This window comes from Bacteroidales bacterium (assembly GCA_021648725.1).
Lineage (GTDB): Bacteria > Bacteroidota > Bacteroidia > Bacteroidales > JAADGE01 > JAADGE01.
The window spans coordinates 32,128-53,013 of record JAKISF010000002.1 but is presented as its reverse complement, the minus strand read 5'-3'; the positions used below and the strand labels follow the sequence as shown (position 1 = coordinate 53,013).

Sequence of the window (20,886 nt, the reverse complement as noted above, 5' to 3'; positions counted from 1 at the left end):
ATTAAAAAACAAAAACTCTCTTTTATCAGAGAGTTTTTTTAGGATAATATTAATTTTGGCAAAATTTTACATTTATGGCAAGTCCGATAAAAAAACTGATAGGACAAACAGCTGTTTACGGTTTAAGCAGTATTGTCGGAAGGTTTTTAAATTACCTTCTGGTTCCGTTATACACAAGCCTGTTTGTAACGTCTGAATACGGGATTGTTACAGAATTATTTGCCTATGCCGGATTTTTAATGGTTTTTTTAACATACGGAATGGAAACTGCATACTTCAGGTTTTCCGAAAAACACGACAACCCCTCAAAAGTTTTTTCAACAGCTGTTTCACCTATTCTTTTTACTTCAAGTCTTTTTATTGCAGTTGTAATTTTGTTTTCAAAATCTATTGCTGACACCTTGCAATACCCTGATAATGTTGAATATATCGTTTGGTTTGCTTTTATTATCGGGCTTGATTCAATAACTGCAATTCCGTTTGCTAAATTAAGACGGGAAAATAAAGCAATTAAATTTGTAACCTTTAAATTTATAAATATAGGGTTAAACATAGGGTTAAATTTATTTTTCTTACTGTTATGTCCTATTTTATCAGAAAACAATCCCGATTCTTTTATTTCCGGCTTTTATTCGAAGAACATAGGTATAGGATATATTTTCATTTCTAATTTAATTGCATCTTCCGTTACGCTGTTATTATTTTTACCTGATTTTTTAAAAGCTAAACTTATTTTTTCAAAAAAGTTATTAAAACAACTTTTGTTTTACGGCTTCCCTTTGTTGTTCGCAGGTTTGGCGGGAATGATTAATGAAGTAATCGACAGGATTTTATTAAAATACCTAATTGTTATTCCCGAAGGAATTGAAAACGCTCATGAATATGTTATGTCGCAAATAGGAATATACGGAGCAAACTATAAATTGTCTGTTTTGGTTATTTTGTTTATTCAAGCTTTCAGATATGCTGCGGAACCATTCTTTTTCAGCCAAGAGAAAAAAGAAAATGCAAAAAAAGTTTATGCTGCAGTAATGAAATATTTTGTGATTTTCGGATTATTTATCTTCTTAAGCATAATGCTTTATATTGATATTGTTAAATATTTCATCAGCAATGAAAGTTATTGGGTGGGCTTGGATATTATACCGATTTTGCTGGTTGCCAATTTGTTTTTGGGTGTTGTATATAATTTATCTGTTTGGTTTAAGCTTACCGATAAAACTAAATACGGAGCATACATCGCAGGAGTAGGGGCATTAATAACCATTGGCGTAAACACGGTGTTAATTCCTGTTTTCGGTTATCTCGGTTCGGCATGGGCTCATTTTTCTTGCTATTTGGCAATGATGATTATTTCATATTTCTTAGGAAGAAAATATTACAGAATAAACTACCCCTTAAAAGATATATTTATTTATGTACTGTTTGCCGGAGCAATCTACGCCGGAAGTTTATTTTTTGAATTTAAAGGCTCTGTTAAGTATTTAGTAAACACAGGTTTTATTTTGAGCTTTATAATTTTCGTTGTTTTAAAAGAAAAGCTGTACCTGAGACTATTGTCTGCAAAAAAAGGTTAATTCATTTTTTGTCTTCTTGTGTTAAAAATCTTTATTTTTTAACAGCTTCTAAAGACAAACAGAAATTAATCATTCAAAACTTTCAACGGGGTCGCATGTACAAAACAAATTTCGGTCACCGTATGCATCATCAATCCTGCCTACCGGAATTTGAAACTTATTTGTTCTGATATGCGATAAAGGATAAGCCGCTGTTTCTCGGGAATATTTATGTTCCCAGTTGTCAGAAATTAGCACTTGCTCGCAATGTGGTGCATTTTTCAACATATTATCATGTTTATCACATTTGCCGTTTTTTATGTCTTGAATTTCGTTGTATATTGAAATCATTGATTCAATGAACTTATCCATTTCTTGTTTCGACTCGCTCTCCGTAGGCTCAACCATTAATGTTCCGTGAACGGGAAATGAAAGTGTAGGAGCATGAAAGCCGTAATCCATAAGCCGTTTTGCTATGTCGGCTTCATTTATATCGGCTTCTTGTTTGAAGTTTCGACATTCTAAAATCATTTCATGTGCAACATAACCGTTTTTTCCGGTATAAAGAATTTTAAAATAGTTTTTTAAGGAAGCGGCAATATAATTTGCATTTAAAATTGCTGTTTTTGTTGAATTAAGCAGCCCGTCTGCTCCCAACATTTTCAAGTATCCGTGTGTGATACCAAGAATACTTGCACTGCCCCAAGGTGCTGCCGAAACAGCTTTAATTGCATTTTTTCCTCCTGTTTTTACTGTCGGGTGTCCGGGTAAGAATCCTGAAAGGTGTTTTGCAACTGCAACGGGACCTACTCCGGGACCGCCTCCGCCGTGAGGAATTGCAAATGTTTTATGTAAGTTAAGGTGGCAAACATCAGCACCAATTTTTGCCGGATTTGTTATTCCTACTTGTGCGTTCATGTTTGCACCGTCCATATATACTTGCCCTCCGTTTTTGTGAATTATTTTACACATCTCAACAACTTCTGTTTCAAACACACCGTGTGTAGAAGGATATGTAATCATCATTGCAGATAAATTTTCTTTATGCTCTTCTGCTTTTGCTTTTAAATCTTCAACATCAATATTACCGTTTTCATCGCATTTAACAATAACAACTTCCATACCTGCCATAACTGCACTTGCCGGATTTGTACCGTGAGCAGATGCCGGAATTAGTACAATATTCCTGTTTTCTTCTATAGTTGTTTTTTGGTATTCTCTGATAATCATTAGTCCGGTGTATTCTCCCGATGCTCCGGAATTAGGCTGAAATGTAATATCATCAAAACCTGTGATTTCTAATAAATCATTTTTTAGTTCTTCAAATATCTGATGATAACCTTTTGCTTGATTTTTCGGAACAAAAGGATGAATTTCTCCAAGATACGGACTGCTTAAAGGCATCATCAGAGTTGCAGGGTTAAGTTTCATTGTGCAAGAACCCAAAGAAATCATAGAATGTGTTAATGACATATCTTTGCGTTCAAGCATTTTAATGTAGCGCATCATTTCTGTTTCGGAATGATATTTTTTGAAAACGTCCTGCTTTAAAAAAGATGTTCGCCGTTTAAATTTTGAATTAAAGCTGAAACTATTTTCAATTTTAGTAATTTTTTTAATGTCTTTCCCGATTGCTAATGAAAATACACGAAGTATATTGTTTATATCAAGAATTGAAGTTGTTTCGTTTATACTTATTCCTATTCTATTTTCGGAAAAATATCTGAAATTTACTTTTTTCTTAATTGCAATTTTTTTAAGCTCTTTTACCGGTACTGAATCGGGAAGTTGTATTTTTAGTGTGTCAAAATAATTTTCATTTTCTTGTTTATAGCCGAGTTTTGTAATTTGTTCGGAAATAATGTTTGCTTTTGCATGAATTGATGAAGCAATATCAATCAAACCTTCTTTTCCGTGATAAACAGCATACATCCCTGCCATTGTTGCTAAAAGAGCCTGTGCCGTACAAATGTTTGAGGTTGCTTTTTCTCGTTTTATATGCTGCTCGCGAGTTTGCAATGCCATACGTAATGCTTTGTTACCGTGAACATCTTTTGAAACACCTATAATTCTGCCGGGAATTTTTCTTTTGAAATTTTCTCTTGTTGCAAAATATGCTGCATGAGGTCCGCCGTAGCCCATAGGAATTCCGAAACGTTGTGTTGTGCCGAAAACAATGTCGGCATCCCATTCTCCGGGAGGAGTTAAAATTGCAAGGCTTAATAAATCAGCTGCGACACTTACTAAAATTCCTTTTTCATGTGCTGCTTTTGTGAACTCGGAATAATTATAAATTTTTCCGTCATTTGCAGGATATTGAATTATTGCACCAAAAATTTTATCATGTAGTTCGCAACTTTTAAAGCTGCCGGTTTCAATTTTAATGTCCAAAGGCTCAGCTTTACCGAGAATCACTTCTAATGTTTGCGGAAAAATGTTTTCGTCAACAAAAAGAACATTTGTTCCTTCTTTAACAGCTTTTCGGTTACGAGAATTTGCCATCATTATCATTGCTTCGGATGCTGCTGTTGCTTCATCTAATAAAGAAGCATTTGCAATTTCGCAAGCTGTTAATTCGGTAATAACGGTTTGGAAATTTAAAAGAGCTTCTAATCTTCCTTGTGAAATTTCTGCCTGATAAGGTGTGTAAGAAGTGTACCAAACAGGGTTTTCAAGAACATTTCTGATAATAACGGCAGGGCTTATTGTATTGTAATATCCCGTTCCTATATATGTTTTATATATTTTATTTTTTGCAATTATTTTTGCAATATTCTTTTGATAATCATATTCACTTATTGCTTTATCAAGTTTTAATTCTTTTTTCAAAAGAATAGAATCAGGAACAATTTTATCAATTAATTCATCAACGGAATTTAAACCGATTGTTGATAACATATCTTTAATGTCATTGTTGCGAGGGCCGATGTGACGATTTGAAAACCTATCTGTTTGCATGGTTAATGTGCTTATTATAAGTTAAATAAAATACTTATATTTCTTTTCTGTTTTTCAGTAAAATTAGTAATTACTATTTTGTTTGAGGTGATAATTATCAATAAAAAAAGTATTTTTTAAACATAGTTTAAGAAAAGAGATAACAGTTTATAATTGAGTTCCGGATAAAAACGGATTGGTTTGTTTTTCTTTTCCTATGCTTGTTGCCGGACCGTGTCCCGGATATACCGTTACCGAATCGTCCAATTTAAATAATTTGGTTTTTATGCCGTTTATTAAAGTATCGAAATCTCCGCCGGGAAGATCGGTTCTTCCTATGCTGCCGTTAAAAAGAACATCTCCGACTATTGCAAGTTTTTCTTTTTTATTATAAAAAACGATACTTCCTGCTGTATGCCCCGGGACGTGAAACATTTCTAATTCTGAAACCCCGAACTTAATTTTATCGCCTTCTTTAAGAAATTTTTTTACCGGGTAAGGTTTTTCCATTTGTACACCGTAAAGATTTGCTGCATTGACAGAATTTGTAATATTAAATTCTTCTTCTTTATGTGCTTCGGTTTCAAGGTTGAATGTATCGCTTACAAATTTATTCCCAAAAACGTGATCGAGATGGCAATGCGTGTTTAATAATTTTACCGGTTTTAAACGTTGTTCCTTCAAAAAGTTCAGTAAATAATTTTGCTCTTGTTTATTCTTGCAAGCAGGGTCAATAATAACACATTCGTTAGATTTATCGCTGACAATGTAAGTGTTAACTTCAAATGAACTGAAAACTAATCGGTGTACTTTCATCGGTTTTGTTTTTATAAGTTCTCAAAGTTAAAAAATTATTACTTATTTTGAATTTTGTTTAAAGGAATAAATAAATTATGAATAAAGATTCAAAAATATATGTTGCAGGAGCAAACGGTTTAGTCGGGAGCTCGATAGTAAGGGGCTTAAAATCAAACGGATATGTTAATTTTATTTTTACTCCTCATTCTGAATATGATTTAAGAAACCAGCAAACGGTAAAGGATTTTTTTGAAAAGGAAAAACCGGATGTTGTTTTTTTGGCAGCGGCAAAGGTAGGCGGTATTGTAGCAAATAATACATACAGAGCCGAATTTATTTATGATAATTTGCAAATTCAGAACAACATAATTCATCAATCTTATTTAGCGGATGTCGAGAAACTTGTTTTTTTGGGAAGTTCGTGTATTTACCCCAAAAACAGCCCGCAACCGATGGAGGAAGATTTTTTATTAACTTCTGAACTTGAATATACAAACGAACCTTATGCAATTGCAAAAATTGCAGGAATTAAAATGATTGAAAGTTATAATTTACAATACGGAACAAATTTTATTGCCGTAATGCCGACAAATTTATACGGACTTAACGATAATTTTGATTTAGAAAAATCTCATGTTTTGCCTGCACTGGTCAGAAAGATGCATTTGGGCAAAGCTCTGAATGAAAATAAATTTGAAACAATAAAAAAAGATTTGAATAAGTTGCCCATTGAGGGAGTTAACGGTGAAGCCGGGCAAGGCGAAATTTTGAATGTTTTAAAAAAGTACGGTATTTCAGAAAATTCAATAACTTTATGGGGAAGCGGAAAACCGAGAAGAGAATTTTTACATTCTGATGATTTGGCGGATGCATGTGTACATATTGCAGAAAATATTGATTTTGAAAAGATATTATCGAATAATTACAATATTGAAAAAGCTGTTTATCCTCTAACAAATCAGGAAATAAGGAATACACATATTAATATCGGTACGGGAAGAGATATTTCAATTTCGGAGCTTGCAGATTTAATAAAAACTGAAATTGTTAATTATAAGGGTAATATTATTTGGGACACAGACAAACCTGACGGAACTTTTCAAAAGTTACTTAATGTAGAAAAGCTAAATAATTTGGGATGGAAAGAAAAGATAGGACTAAAAGAGGGAATCAAAGATGTGTATGAAGATTATATTAAATAAACATGAACTATTTATAGTAGTCAAATGTCCATTTTGACATATTTAGCGTAGATTCAATTTTTTCTTCAAGTTTATCTTCTAAACCGGGAAAAAAATCAAGACCGGTTTCTTCTTCAACTTTATCAATTGTTACAGCATAATTTTTAAATGTGTCTCTGATATCTTCGTTTGGCATAATAAAAGCTATTGCTTTTTCTTCATCCGGGTCTAAAATTATTTTGTAAAACTTTTCGGGAATGCTGACTCCGCTTGTTCCGATTGTTGGTAATCCGTCTTTTAATATTCCCCCTGTTATAACATAAACCCCGTCATATATTTCAGCCCAATTTCTTACTTCCGCTTCAAGATAAAACCATTTACCGCTGTTAAATTCGTGTAACATAGGAGACATATTACTCATATAAAAACTTTCTGACATTGCTGTTTCAGACCACCTGAAATCTGCTGCAGGTGCTAAATGCCCTCTGGCATAAGATTGGCTTGTGGGCTCATAGTCAGAAAGTTGGGCACTTGTGCTTGTAACATTGGGGTCTTCTCTGAAGTCATCAGTTCTGTCATAGGTTTGATTAAGAACCTCTTCTTTTGTTAATTCATAGGCAACCCAGTCAGCTTGCTCATGTTCTTCATTATATGAAAGGGTGTAGGCATAATGTTCAATAATTTGATGGTTGCCTACCGGAGCAGGAAGTTCAATATTCTCAGGTTTAAAATTATCTTTTTTGCAAGAATATGATAAAAATAGCAGGATTGAGAGAAATGTTACAGAAAGAAGATTCTTCATAGAAATAATTTTGCTCTTTTAAATATTATTTGATGAACTGTCATTCGGTTTTTTACCGGGAGTCATTTTTTTCATATCATCCAAAATCATTTTAACATCAAATACTGTATAAACCAGGTACATTAAAAGAATACTGATGACAAAAGTTGCTTTATTTTCTGTTTCTAAAGAAATAATAGTAGCAGCAAGCCCGATGTAAACAAAAAGTTTCAACATAAAACTAAGCATAAAAGCAATATTAAACCGGGCTAATGATTTTTTTGTAGCTTTTAAAAGTTGAATGTGGGCAATAACCGAAACAATCGGAAAAATTAAAAGCATAAACGGAAATGTGTCAAAATACCGGTCTTTTAAAAGAAAAGAAAAAATAACTCCTGCAATAACGGCAAAAATTAATGTAATAAATATAGTTTTTAAAATGAACTTACGAATGAGTTTTTCCATAGCTTGATTATTTTTTCAGAAAATCTTTAATAGCAGTATAAATAGCCAATATAACAGAAAGCAAGGATAAAATAAGAGTTAAAATGTGTTTTTCAAAACCGAAATATTGGTCTAATTTATATCCTCCGAATGTTCCGATAATTATAATTGCCGCCATTTGAAAAGCAATGCCGGAATATTTTGCATAGTTTTTTAACGACAGGTTATGTTTTTTTGAGCTTTTATTTTTTTTCGTTCGTAAATCCGGGTGCATTTTTTTTAGATTCCATTTTGCATGTACCGTTAAAGACAGCACCGGGCTCAATAATCAATTTGTTTGAAGACATTTCTCCGGTATAATTTGCACTGGATTTTAAAGTTAAACTGCTGTCAATATTAAGTTTCCCTTTAACTTTTCCTGAAATTTCACAAACAGAGCAAGTAATATCTCCGGTAACTTCTCCTGTAGGGCCGATAATAATTTTACCTTTAACATTTAAATTTCCGTTAACAATTCCGTCTATTCTTGCATCACTTTCTGATGTTAAATCACCGTTTATCGTTGTTCCTTTTTTAAGTTGGTTTGTAAGTCCCGGTTCCGAAATAATATTATTTTGCTTCTTCATCTGTTTATATTTAATGATTTAATCCATTTTAAATGTTTCCATAAACTTTGTTGTGTAATCTCCTTCTGCAAACTTTTTATCATTCATAAGTTTTGCATGGAAAGGGATAGTTGTTTTAATTCCTTCAATTACAAATTCATCTAATGCACGTCTCATTTTTTTAATTGCCTCTTCTCTTGTTCTTGCCGTAATTATTAATTTTGCAATCATTGAATCGTAATGGGGAGGAATAGTGTATCCGGCATATACGTGAGTATCAACACGTACGCCGTGTCCTCCGGGCGTGTGTAAAACTGTTATTTTCCCGGGAGAAGGTCTGAAATCATTATAAGGGTCTTCTGCATTTATACGACATTCAATCGCATGTTGCTTAGGATAATAATTTTTTCCGCTTATTTTAGCTCCTGCTGCAACTTTAATTTGTTCTTTAATTAAATCAAAGTTAATAACTTCCTCTGTTATCGGGTGTTCAACTTGAATTCTGGTATTCATTTCCATGAAATAGAAATTGCGTTTATTGTCAACCAAAAACTCAACAGTTCCTACTCCTTCATACTTAATTGACGTAGCTGCAAGAACAGCTGCTTCCCCCATTCTCTCTCTTAATTCGTCTGTCATAAAAGGTGATGGTGTTTCTTCAACTAGTTTTTGATGACGTCTTTGAACAGAACAATCTCTTTCGGATAAATGAGCAGCATTTCCGAATTGGTCACCCACAATTTGAATTTCAATATGACGCGGATTGTTGATGAATTTTTCCATGTATAAATCTCCGTTTCCAAATGCAGCCGAAGATTCTTGTGAAGCTGCATCCCATTTTTCTATGAATTCATCTTCATTTAAAACAATTCTCATTCCTTTTCCTCCGCCGCCTGCAGTCGCTTTAAGCATAACGGGATAAGACATTTCCTTTGCAAGTTTAAGTCCTTCTTCCGGTGTGTCAATAATGTCTTTTGAGCCGGGAACAACAGGAACTCCGGCTTTCCGCATTGTTTTTTTTGCAGTTGCTTTATCACCCATCATGTTTATCATATCTTCAGACGGACCGATAAACTTAATTTCGTGTTTTTCACAAATTGCAGAAAATTTTGCATTTTCTGCTAAAAACCCGTAACCGGGATGAATTGCATCAGCATCTGTAATTTCAGCGGCAGCAATAATTTTGGGTATATCAAGATATGATTGACTTGCGGGCGGAGGTCCTATACAAACTGCTTCATCTGCAAATCTTACATGTAAACTTTCTTTGTCAGCTGTTGAATAAACAGCAACGGTTTTTATACCCATTTCTTTGCATGTGCGAATAATACGAAGAGCAATTTCACCTCTGTTTGCAATTAGAATTTTTTTAAACATCTGAGTTTAAGTAATTTGAATTTTAGAAAAAATGTTTAGAATTTAATTTATTTAGCTTGGGTCAACCAAAAATAAATCTTGTCCAAATTCAACCGGACTGGCATCCTCAACTAAAACCTTCACAATTTTACCGGATACTTCTGCTTCAATTTCGTTAAATAATTTCATGGCTTCAATAATACAAACAACCGTATTTTCTTTAACATTATCACCGATATTAACAAATGTATCTTTATCGGGAGAAGGTTTTCTGTAAAAAGTTCCTACCATCGGAGATTTAACTGTAATATATTTAGAATTATCCTCTGTTTCAGCTTTTGCGTCAGTATTAACAGGGGGCTGTACTTGTGTTTGCAAGTTTTGCTGCATCGGTTGTTGTAAAATAGGACCTGTTGTAAGGGCTGTGTGTACAGGAACTTGCTGAATAATTGTTTCTGTATGTGTTGCTCCTTTTCCACCTGTCCCTACTTTGACGCTTAACCTCATTTTTTCTGTTTTTATGTCAACTTCGCTTACACCGGATTTTGCAACCGCTTTTATAAAATCTTTTAATTCTTTATAGTCCATGAGAATATTTTTTATAAATTTCTGTAAATATATTGAAATATCTATTTTTTAAGTTATTTCCCTTTGTTAAAAAATGTTAAATTATGAATTGTATGCCCATTTAAAATATATAGCACCCCATGTAAAGCCGGCACCGAATGTTGCAAAAATTAATTTGTCACCTTTTTTAAGCTTTTTTTCCCATTCCCACAGAAGCAGAGGAAGGGTTCCGTCTGTTGTATTTCCGTAACGTTCAATATTAATCATAACTTTTTCGGGGGATAGATTCATTCTTTTAGCTGTTGCGGAAATAATTCTGTTATTAGCTTGGTGGGGAACAAGCCATGCAATATCATCGGAAGATAAATTATGTTTTTTCATCATCTCAACGGAAATGTCAGCCATTCCTTTTACAGCAGCCTTAAAAACAGCCTGTCCTTCCTGATAAATAAAGTGTTCACGAGCATCAACCGTTTCATGTGAAGCCGGTTTTACCGAACCCCCGGCTTTTTGATGGAGGTGTACACGTCCTGAACCGTCAACATGTAATTTTTCGTCAATAAATCCTACGTCTTCAGTTGTGGGCTCAAATAAAACAGCTCCGGCACCGTCTCCAAATATCGGGCTTACGGAGCGATCGGTATAATCAACAATTGAAGACATTTTATCTGCACCTACCAGCACAACTTTCTTATAATGACCGGATTGAATGAATTTAGATGCGGTTGACATTCCGAATAAAAATCCCGAACATCCTGCATTTAAGTCAAAACTGAAAGCATTTTTTATACCTATTTTATCTGAAATAATATTTGCAGTTGCCGGAAATTGCATATCAGGTGTAACTGTTGTACAAATTAACAAATCAACTTCTTCCGGTTTTGTTCCGGTTTTTGTTAATAATTGTTTTACTGCTTCTGCACCCATGTCAGAAGTTCCTTTTCCTTCTTCTTTGAGTATATGTCTTTCTTTTATTCCGATTCGTGTCATTATCCATTCGTCAGACGTGTCAACCATAGTAGATAGTTCGTCATTTGTTAAAATATAATCGGGGACATATCCGCCTATTCCGGTAATTGCTGCATTTATTTTTGTCATTTTATATATTATTTTGAAAATAAGCACGAAAATATAGTTTAGTTTAAAGGAAACAAAATATTTTCATCAATTTTAGTTTAATAAATTCATATAATTCAAAGACAAAAACCGGTATTGATTAAAATACCGGCTTTGATTGTTATATGTTATAAATTTCCGATGGAGAAACCTATAAATACGTAACTACAATGCTTCTTCTTTCTCAATTGCCAATTTTCCTCTGTAATGACCGCATTCAGAGCAAACTGTATGATACCTTACGGTTGCTCCGCAATTTGAACACGTTGACAGTTGTTGGGTTGTTGCTTTAATGTGTGTTCGACGTTTATCTCTTCTTTGTTTAGATATTTTTCTTTTAGGATGTGCCATGTTTATTTATTTTAATAGTCTGTTATTTTTAATTAAAAAGATTTTTTAATTGATCCCATCTGGGGTCTGTTTTCTTATTATTTACGGAAGAAAATTCCGCCATTTTATTAATCATTTCAATATTACAACCTGAATTACCGTTATTGTGTTTCGGGTGAACTTTTTGATACGGTAAACTTAAATGTATATAATCGTAAAAATGCTTATCAAGAACTATTTCGTTTTCTTTGTTACTCAATATTATTTTATTGTCAACATCTGTTATGTCCGAGTTTTCATACCCGAACTCAACATAAAGAATGGTTTTATGTTTTATTTTCTGATAAAAGTAATCTAAACATCTGTCGCATTCAACAAAAACATTTCCTTTTAACGATATATTTAATGTAATCAAGTTTTTGTTAAAAACCATTTTCACATCAAAGTGAACCGTTCCTTTTTTTATTTCACTTTCTTTAAATTGATTAAAAAAAGTATCATCTGCTTCAAAACGGTACTTTTCTTCGCTTAAACCTCTGAACTTAATTATAAACCTATTCATTACCCTTTTTAAAACAAGCACGCAAAATTATACTTTTTTTTTAAAATAAAAAGGAAATTTTATTTTTTAATGTTTTGTTATAAATCCGGCTAATCTGCTTAAAGAAATTATACTTTTTTCTTTAAGCAGATTAGTTTTTATAATTTATTTCGGCCACAAATACCCCCACGGATATGTAAGCGGAAAACGATCGTAATTTTTAGGGTTATGCCCTTTTCTGCCGCAGCCGCCTGAAAATGTTTCATGACACCTTAAACTACAGTATCCTCTGGAACCGGAGATATAAAATGAGCCGGACTGACCGCTGAATAAATTATTATCGTTACTTGCTTTTGCACTTGAACCATATACAAAATTTATATGTCCAGGTTCGCCTATATCATAAGGATTATGCACATCATGACAAATGATACACGGAGATTCTTCTCCGTCAACATGTGTGTCATGCCTGTCATCAAAGGCATTTACACCATAAGTTCCGTCATTCTTATCAACCATTTCTTTAAAATGGCAATCCCAACATAATTGGTAATCTCCGTTATCGTTATTATCCCACGGATTACAAGCATCAGAGGTTGCATTACCGCTTTTGTCGTATTTGCCTCGTATCATGGTGTATATTCCTGTTTTATTTGTTTCTGCAACACCGGAGGCAGCGTGATGCTGATGACACGATAAACAATCATCTTTTGTTCCCGTAAAATTTGTTTCGCCGATATTTATTGTTGCATCGTGGCGAGAACTAACATAACTTGATTTATTCCACCCCGTGCCGTAAGAAGTTGCGGGGAAAGAAATGCCGGCAGGAGGTGTTCCGTCATGACAACGTAAACAGAAATCTCGTGTTCCGTTTGCTCCGTTATTGATTGACATTAGGGTTGCATTATTATCAGGGTCGCTGACAGGGTTTACTGCGGTATTTTGATGCGGATTATGACAATTAATACATTCAAGACCTGAATTTGTTCCCATTTCTGCAACTTCATCAACTTGATGAGAATGAGTAAGGTTAAATTCAGATTCGATATCTGATGTTGCTGCACCTGCTGCACTGTGGCATCTTTCACAGAATTCTTCTTGGTCATTCATCGGGTCGGGAGTTGCATCTGCAGTATAATCAAAAGGTTCGAGTAATTTGCTTTTATTAGAACCGTGTCCGTTGTCATGGCAATCAAGACAAGTATAAACACTTGTTTTGTGAGAAGAACCGTTCCATAAAGTTTTATCAACCAACGGTACTGCAATGCCGTCACTGAAAGGAGTTGTATCTCCGTTAGAACCGTCGGCATCATGACAATTCAGACAAAAATCTTCGATACTTGCTTTGTTTACCGGGTCGTAAGTTATTACATTTAAATATCCTTGGTCAGGATCAAATAATTTAACCTCTCCGTTTTTATGATCTCCCATATAATGGCATTTTAAACAATCACTTACATTCGGAATTGCTCCTGATACATGATGTGATGATCTTTTAAAATCACCCCCTGTTCCGAGCCCGTCGCCGCTGTCATCTACAATTTGCCTTCTTCCTCCGACAGGTCCTACAGCGGGCTTATCTTGAACGGTGTTGTGACAATCGAAGCAGTTTGACTGAGCATAAAAAGCATTATCGTGAGGGTGACAAGATATACATGTTTGGGTTGCGGGAACATGTCTTGCATCAGCGGTTCCGCCTGTTGTATTTGTATAATGGTCGGTAAGTGTATGGCAAACTTCACAAACACCGTCGAAAGTACCTGTTGCGTCTGCATAATTATCAGCACTTGTATTTGCCGTAAAAACGACATTTTGAGCTCCGCTGTTAGGAGTATTAATTACATCTCGGACTAAGAAAATATTACCGGAATTGTTTTGATGTGCATAATGACAAGTTACACAAGTCATACTTTCATGGTCTAATGATGTTCCGAAGTTTTTATATACATGGCAAGATGTGCATAAACTTGCATCATTTGTTTTTCTTAACAGATTTCCGTCAGTAGTTGTTGCATAATGTAATTTATGACAACTTGAACATTCAACATTTCCGCCTATTGCGAGAAGCGGGGCATTAGGCACAGAGAATAACCGAGAATCTGCACCGTTATAAACTACTCCGACAGGATGTGTTCCTCTGTTATTTGTATTATCAGTAGCATATAATCCGAGATTTCTTGCCGAGTGGCAATCTTTGCACATTGCATCTGCTGTATTGTCAGCTCTTAAAAAAGGAGTAAATGCTTGAGAATGTTGATTATGACATGTTGAACAAATAATTGTATCATTTATAATGCGTAAAAGCATATTTGCTTCTGTCGGGAGGTTTGCAGCATAAAGGTTATTTATACCAGATACATCCCATGAGTGTGAAGTTCCTTTTGTACCCGGAACAGCTTTATCATTAACTGAAAAAGGTTTTAAATTTGCGACACCAGTGGGATTATGACAACTCATACAAAGATTTGCATTACCCTGAACAGATGTTAATGATATTCCGGGGCTTGTGTGCAGAATGTGGCATGCATTACACGTAAAGTTATGCGGAAAATCTGATTTCGGGTTAACCTTTGAGTTGAGTATTGAATTCAAAGAAAAATTATTCATACTTAAAGCTATAACAATGCTGCTGAATAATATTACTAATATTGCAAATAATCTGTTTTTGTTTTTTGTAAAAGTCTTCATATTTTCATTATTTTTTACTAATATACGTTTTTTTATTTAAAATTATCCCTTCTCGAGAATAATTACGGGGCATATTCATAAGCACCTATATCATAATCTGATGAGTCTCCGGTAATATTTCCGTCTCCTCTGCCGTCAAAACCTCTTATTTTTCCGTTAATATCATCAAACGGAGCATTTACTGAAGTTCCTATATCAATACACGGAGAAACAGATTTTAGTCGATAATCTTTTAACGAGGGATTTTCAAATTGAGGATTATACCCTATGTTATTTGAGCCGACATTAAACGTTCCGCTACCCGATAACATTGCTTTGTTGTTTATCAAGTCACTATATGTAATTGTAAAAACTGAACCGGATTGATGTGCATAACAATCATGCCCCGTTTGATAATTACTGCCGGCAGTATTGTTCCAAAAAATAGAATTAATTATTGTCGGGTCGCTGTCATAAGTAAATAATGCTCCGCCCCTTCCTCCGATTAGGTCAGAAGTTGTATTTTCCGTGAATACTGAGTTTGCAATTGAAACAATCATATCGGAATTAAACCAAAAGGCTCCGCCGTCTTTGCCTGCATTGTTTGCAAAAATACTGTTTGTTATGTCAACAGAGTAAGCTGTTCCTTGGGCAAACAATCCTCCGGCAACACTTGTCCCTGAAGCTGTATTTGAGAATATCTTACATTTGTCAATAACAATATTTGCAGCATTAACACCTATTCCGCCTCCGGCATTATCAGAAATATTATCGGAAACTTCTGTATTTATTAAAGTCAGATTTCCGCTACTGATATTTTGTGCATATACACCTCCGCCTCTTACTGAGGCATGGTTATTTTTGATAATACACCCTGATATAATATGGGATGTCCCGCCGTTGAAAAATATACCTGCTCCGTATATATTTGCACTTGTTCCGCTTGCATTATTATTTCTTATTGTTGTGTTCGAAACGGTCAAAATATTTCCCGGATTACCGGAATTAATACCTCTTTCGGTATTATTTCTGATTATGCAGTCGATAATTTCTGTTTTCCCGTTGTTAATATAAATTCCGTTTGTTCCTCCGGTTACAGTAAATCCGATTATCTTTGTATATGTAGGCACATTTTGAATAAAAATTGTATTTCCGGTTGAATCAATAATTGTATTTTCGGGAGAACAAACTGCTTCCAATATTATTTTATCATCACCCGTACCTAAGAAACTGAGTTTTTCATTATAAGTATCCGGATATACCATTATTATAGTATCTGAAAAAGCATCAATTGCCGATTGAATTGATCCGTACCAACCGGGTCGAGTGTCATTAAGCTTGACTTTCAAAGCGTTAATTACGATTAATGTATCTCCGTTTAGTATTGTCGGTTCTCCGATTGCAATATCTATTCCGTCATTTGCATAAAAATTATAATAATGCTCCCCTGCACTATTTATCTGTATTGTTGTACCGTATGTCATTCCTGTTAAAATGTTTCCGCTTATCGGAGAAAGCGGGTATTCATTTGTGCCGTCAACAACAACTTTTATCTCAACAGGAACTTCATTATCTAAATCTGTATAAACAATGTTGAAATCATAATCTCCATCAACAGGACCACGTACAGGCATTACACTTTTTGTAAAGCATGAACTGTTTTCATAATCAAGCGTAGGAACATTGTTTGCGGTATTTGTAACCGTAAATGAATTGTTTGTTACAGGTAGGGTTTCAAAAATCGCAGTATCTCCCCATATTGCATTATCAACAGCAAAGAAACGGTATGTGTGATTTCCGGGTGTTGCAATTGAAACAGTTGTTGAGTATGTTCTTCCGGATACAACACTTCCTGTTCCGGCTGTCATCGTATATCCGGGTAAGACACCATCTATAATCAGATTCATTGTTGACGGATTGTCGCCGTCAATATCAGTATATACAATCTCAAAATCGAAATTTCCGACAGGTCCGGTATTTGGGTGGATTCCGTCAGATTCAAAAAATAAATTACCTGCCCAGTTTAATGTCGGGGAATTATTTTCAACATAAAACTGATGATTGATTGTAGGCTCACCCGTTGCAACTGAATCAGTAGAAACAAAGTAAAACTTATAATCTACGTTTCCGGAACCGTTTGCAGGGCGAGTTATATTTATAGTTTTGTAATATGTACTTCCGTCGGTAAAATTATTATCACCTTCTTTAACAATCATATCAACAGAATCTGTAATTCCGTCTCCGTTTACATCTGCTAACATCTTATATATTGACGGAAAATCATTGTTGACATCAAAATAATTAACCCTGAAAAGAAAATCAGAATTTGCTTTTGCTGTGTCAGCCGTTACTCCGTCATTTTCAAAATCTAAATCTCCTGCCCATTCCAACCAAGGAGCAATATTTACATCTTGATAAGGATTTCTGTATTCGGGTGTTGTATTTCCGTTATTGTGACAATGAGTACATAAGTTACTTGAACTTCTGCCGATCCAAACAGTGCCGGTACTTGCTGCAAGGTCTATGTTTTGAGGTTCCGGCGGCTCAGGGTTAGAGGTGTTGTATGTTGCAATTGCATCATTATTATACCAAATTTGTAAACCGGGTACGCTGTCAATAAGTTCTCCGTCCCTAACCATTGTTAAGAATTTTGAACCATGCACATTGTGACATGAAACACAAGTTATTCTGCTGTTTAAATTACCGTCCCAATCAGATGAATATCTTATTTGATTCATTCTCAAATGATATTCATGTCTGTTTATTCCGTCTGTTACCAAATTTGTATTCATATCAGAAGAAGTTAAAAACGGACCGGAATTGTGACAACTGTAGCATAATAAAAACTGATTGCTGTTATTCAAAGGAACAGTATTTAGAGCTAACGGTATTTGCATCGGGTCAAGACCGCCTATTAATTTTAAACGATACCCTGCCGTGTATGTGCTCGGACTTGTTGTACTGACATCTCCGTCGTTAAATGTTCGTTGAATATGATCAATGTGTACAGAGGAGTAATCATGACAAGCACTGCAAGTTAGTCCGGCTCCGCTTGTAACACCGCCGCTTGCAGGATAGCTTACAGTATCGGGTAATCCGTGTCCTGTTTTATAATAACCGTAACCTGTTCCGTATATATATGATGCACTTTCATCTCCGATAACTTTTGATGCAAAAATTCCCGTTCCGTCATACATACTGTTTGCAGGGTTTTCATCGTGGCATGTTGCACACCATTTTTCTTTACCTGCCGTTAAATCGTTGCCTGAATAAACGCCGGATTGCCAATTGTTTTTTGCTCCGATTTCTGGATCATTTACTCCGTCATAAGTACCGCCGGGGCTGTGACAATTATTACATACATCGGTTTCAGAAAGTTCTATGTTTCCGTTACCGTCAGAGTCAATTCCGGAGGCAAAGCTTGCAATTTGATTAATGTGAGTAACATTCCCTGAACTTGCATGACAAACAGAGCAGTCGGAAATGTTAGGTCCTTTAGTACTGTTCATGTGAGTTTCATGAGAACCTGATGAATTCGGGAAACTTGCTCCGTCAGGAGGTTGTTCGTGGCAAAGCGTACAACTCAAAGGCTTCGGAACTCTGTAATATTCCATATAATAATTGGAGGAAGAAGAAAACGGATGACAAGGAGTACAGCTGTTTCCTCCGTTTCCGGAAGCATTATATTCATCTGTAACAGGATAAGTTTCAGAATGACAACCGCCGCATATTGCATTTGCCTGAGGAATTGCATCATTATACCCGGCTCTATAGTCAACACCGCTTCTTATTACACCTCCTATACTGTTTTCCTTATTTGCACCTACAGATGTAACTAAAGGTAAGCCTCCTGCAGCTTCTATAAGAAAAGTAAATTTAAGACCCGGTTCCCTGTTTTGCAGTCTTCCGTCTCGCATCATATTTCCTTCAGTATTTCCTCCGAATGCTTGTCCTCCGTGAACATCATGGCAGGTAACGCATGTGATATATGAATCATAACCGTTAACTTCCGGGTTTGAACTTCCTGCTACTGTTGCTGTTGTATTACTATCCCAATCAGAATCCCAATAAGGCTCAATTCTTCCGTGTGCTTGAAAATCCAGATGATTGAATAAATGATTGTTTCTTTCCGTAACAACGCCATATCCGAAAGAATAAGCCGCATTTGCTCCCGAATGATTAAAATTTGTTGAATAAGGAACCGTGTTACTTGAAATGCTGTCCCAATTATGGCAACTGATACATAATCTGAAGTTTGCAGAGTCAAGTTGAGAGATTAAAGGATCGTTCAGAGGAATACGCATAGGTTCAAGTCCGTTTATTTGTTTTAATCTGTAGCCTGCTCGATATTCTGAGCCGGTTAAATTAGCAATTGCATCAGAGAATGTGTATGTTCTTATGTTTCCGTCTAAATGACTACTTAGAGGGTCATGGCAATCAGTACAATTTATTATCTGATTTTTTCCGTGTCCGGAATAATAGTAGCCGTAATTTATTGAATCGCCGGCAACATCCGGAGCCGGAGTTCCTGTTCCGTCTTGGTTACTGCTTGCTCTGTCTGAGTCGTGGCATGTTGCACACCAATTGTTTTTTCCTGATTGAAGATTGTTTCCGGAATAAATTCCGTTATTCCAATTGTTTTTTGCTCCGAGGTTATTATTGTTAACGCCGTCAAAAAGACCTCCCGGGCTGTGGCAATTATCACAAACATCTGTTTCTGATAAATCGAATCTTGTATCTGCATTTACATCAGTTCCGGAAATGAAATAAGGAAAATCTGTTGTGTCATGACAGGTTTCACAGCTGATGTTCGGTCCGATTAGATCATCTGTATCAATTTCTGTATGGGTAGAATGACTTTGAAAAGTGCCGTTTCCTACACAATAAAGACCGGGTTCATATTCATAACCGGCATCATGGCCATGACATTTTTTACAATCTCCGCCGTGCAGGAAGTTATTTTGATGTGAATGGCAATTTATACAATTTGTACCTACGTTATGTGTGTGGTTTCCTGCTGTATTATTTTGATGATAGTTTGTTGTTGTGTGACACGCTTCACAAATTCCGTCGTAGGTTAAATCCCCGTCAGCAAAAGAATTAGTACCATTTGTTGAAGTAAAAACAACAGATATGTTGCCGCTGTTGGGAGTGCTTATTGTGTCTTTTATCAGATAAATATTAGATTTGTTGCTGTTGTGAACTTGATGGCAGGTATTGCAACCCATTGTAATATGTCCTGTATATGTATGGCAACTTTGACATAAGTTATCATCATTTGTTATCCTTAAAAGATTTCCGTCATTTGTAGCAGAAAAATGCAGCTTATGACAACTTGAACATTCAATCTTTGAATCTAAAATTTGTAAAGGTGCAGACGGTGAAGAAAAGAAACGAGGGTCATTTCCGTCATATGTAAGTCCGACAGGATGACTTCCTCTGTTGTTTATATTATCGTCTTCATACCGGCCGATGTTTCTCGGCAAATGGCAATCTTTACAAATTGCATCGCCTGTATTGTTGGCTCTTAAAAAGAAAGTATATGTTTGAGAATGTTGATTATGACAGGTTGAGCAAATAATTGTATCATTTAATATACGTGAAAGCATTGCGGGGTTTACCGGAAGCTGGGCATCATATGTGCTGCTTATTGCTGATATATCCCATGAATGAGATGTTCCGGAAACTCCCGGGACGGCTTTATCAGCATTTGATATTGTTTTTGCGGCTGCTGTTCCGAGAGGATTATGGCAACTCATACATAAATTAGCATTTCCTTGCACCGAAGTTAATGAAATACCAGGGCTTGTGTGTGTAATATGACAAGCATTGCATGTAACATTATGCGGTGCATCAGACTTAGGACTCTTTTTAAACAAGAATATTGAGTTGACTATTAAATCATTTTTTCCTACCGATATAAATATTAAAGCAAATGAAATGATTCCTATCAACAATATTTTAGTTCGATTTTTTGAAAAGAGTCCCATTTTATAATATTTTACAA

15 protein-coding genes are annotated in these 20,886 nt (G+C 35.2%); 2 read left to right on the top strand and 13 right to left on the bottom strand.

Annotated elements, in window-relative coordinates:
• The first annotated feature begins 74 nt into the window (after window positions 1-74).
• Window positions 75-1,577 carry an oligosaccharide flippase family protein gene (locus tag L3J35_01155; GenBank protein ID MCF6364788.1) on the top strand — a complete coding sequence of 501 codons (1,503 nt, stop codon included), beginning with the start codon at window positions 75-77 and terminating at the stop codon, window positions 1,575-1,577.
• Window positions 1,578-1,646: 69 nt separating this feature from the next.
• Here L3J35_01155 and gcvP read toward each other — a convergent pair whose 3' ends face one another.
• Both gcvP and L3J35_01145 read right to left on the bottom strand, forming a co-directional pair.
• Entirely contained in the window at window positions 1,647-4,514 is a 2,868-nt protein-coding gene (gene gcvP, locus L3J35_01150; GenBank protein MCF6364787.1) for an aminomethyl-transferring glycine dehydrogenase, read from the bottom strand.
• A 147-nt stretch (window positions 4,515-4,661) separates the two neighbouring features.
• Entirely contained in the window at window positions 4,662-5,309 is a 648-nt protein-coding gene (locus L3J35_01145) for an MBL fold metallo-hydrolase (GenBank protein MCF6364786.1), read from the bottom strand.
• A gap of 77 nt (window positions 5,310-5,386) precedes the next feature.
• Between L3J35_01145 and L3J35_01140 the strand changes: the two genes are divergently transcribed.
• Window positions 5,387-6,493 carry a GDP-L-fucose synthase gene (locus L3J35_01140; GenBank protein MCF6364785.1) on the top strand — a complete coding sequence of 369 codons (1,107 nt, stop codon included), beginning with the start codon at window positions 5,387-5,389 and terminating at the stop codon, window positions 6,491-6,493.
• Window positions 6,494-6,500: 7 nt separating this feature from the next.
• Here L3J35_01140 and L3J35_01135 read toward each other — a convergent pair whose 3' ends face one another.
• From L3J35_01135 to L3J35_01085, 11 genes are all read right to left on the bottom strand, one after another.
• Window positions 6,501-7,274 carry a DNA/RNA non-specific endonuclease gene (locus L3J35_01135; GenBank protein MCF6364784.1) on the bottom strand — a complete coding sequence of 258 codons (774 nt, stop codon included), beginning with the start codon at window positions 7,272-7,274 and terminating at the stop codon, window positions 6,501-6,503.
• An 18-nt stretch (window positions 7,275-7,292) separates the two neighbouring features.
• The gene (locus L3J35_01130; GenBank protein ID MCF6364783.1) at window positions 7,293-7,718 is read right to left on the bottom strand and encodes a hypothetical protein; all 426 of its coding nucleotides are present in this window, start codon (window positions 7,716-7,718) and stop codon (window positions 7,293-7,295) included.
• Between the two features lie 7 nt (window positions 7,719-7,725).
• Window positions 7,726-7,971 (bottom strand): AtpZ/AtpI family protein, encoded by a 246-nt coding sequence (locus tag L3J35_01125; GenBank protein ID MCF6364782.1) that lies wholly within the window; start codon window positions 7,969-7,971, stop codon window positions 7,726-7,728.
• A complete protein-coding gene (locus L3J35_01120) occupies window positions 7,940-8,323 on the bottom strand; it encodes a polymer-forming cytoskeletal protein (protein MCF6364781.1) in 384 nt (127 codons plus the stop codon). The genes L3J35_01125 and L3J35_01120 overlap by 32 nt, the downstream gene beginning before the upstream one ends.
• An 18-nt stretch (window positions 8,324-8,341) precedes the next feature.
• Window positions 8,342-9,679 carry an acetyl-CoA carboxylase biotin carboxylase subunit gene (accC, locus tag L3J35_01115; GenBank protein MCF6364780.1) on the bottom strand — a complete coding sequence of 446 codons (1,338 nt, stop codon included), beginning with the start codon at window positions 9,677-9,679 and terminating at the stop codon, window positions 8,342-8,344.
• A 51-nt stretch (window positions 9,680-9,730) separates the two neighbouring features.
• On the bottom strand, window positions 9,731-10,246 hold the full coding sequence (accB, locus tag L3J35_01110) for an acetyl-CoA carboxylase biotin carboxyl carrier protein (GenBank protein MCF6364779.1): 516 nt from the start codon (window positions 10,244-10,246) through the stop codon (window positions 9,731-9,733).
• An 81-nt stretch (window positions 10,247-10,327) separates the two neighbouring features.
• A complete protein-coding gene (locus L3J35_01105; protein ID MCF6364778.1) occupies window positions 10,328-11,323 on the bottom strand; it encodes a ketoacyl-ACP synthase III in 996 nt (331 codons plus the stop codon).
• A gap of 183 nt (window positions 11,324-11,506) precedes the next feature.
• On the bottom strand, window positions 11,507-11,692 hold the full coding sequence (gene rpmF, locus L3J35_01100; GenBank protein MCF6364777.1) for a 50S ribosomal protein L32: 186 nt from the start codon (window positions 11,690-11,692) through the stop codon (window positions 11,507-11,509).
• Between the two features lie 28 nt (window positions 11,693-11,720).
• On the bottom strand, window positions 11,721-12,233 hold the full coding sequence (locus L3J35_01095) for a DUF177 domain-containing protein (protein ID MCF6364776.1): 513 nt from the start codon (window positions 12,231-12,233) through the stop codon (window positions 11,721-11,723).
• 144 nt (window positions 12,234-12,377) lie between these two features.
• Window positions 12,378-14,900, bottom strand: a complete 2,523-nt coding sequence (locus tag L3J35_01090) for a hypothetical protein (GenBank protein ID MCF6364775.1) — start codon at window positions 14,898-14,900, stop codon at window positions 12,378-12,380.
• Window positions 14,901-14,962: 62 nt separating this feature from the next.
• Window positions 14,963-20,869, bottom strand: coding sequence for a hypothetical protein (locus L3J35_01085; GenBank protein ID MCF6364774.1), 5,907 nt, complete (start codon window positions 20,867-20,869; stop codon window positions 14,963-14,965).
• Between the last annotated feature and the right edge of the window lie 17 nt (window positions 20,870-20,886).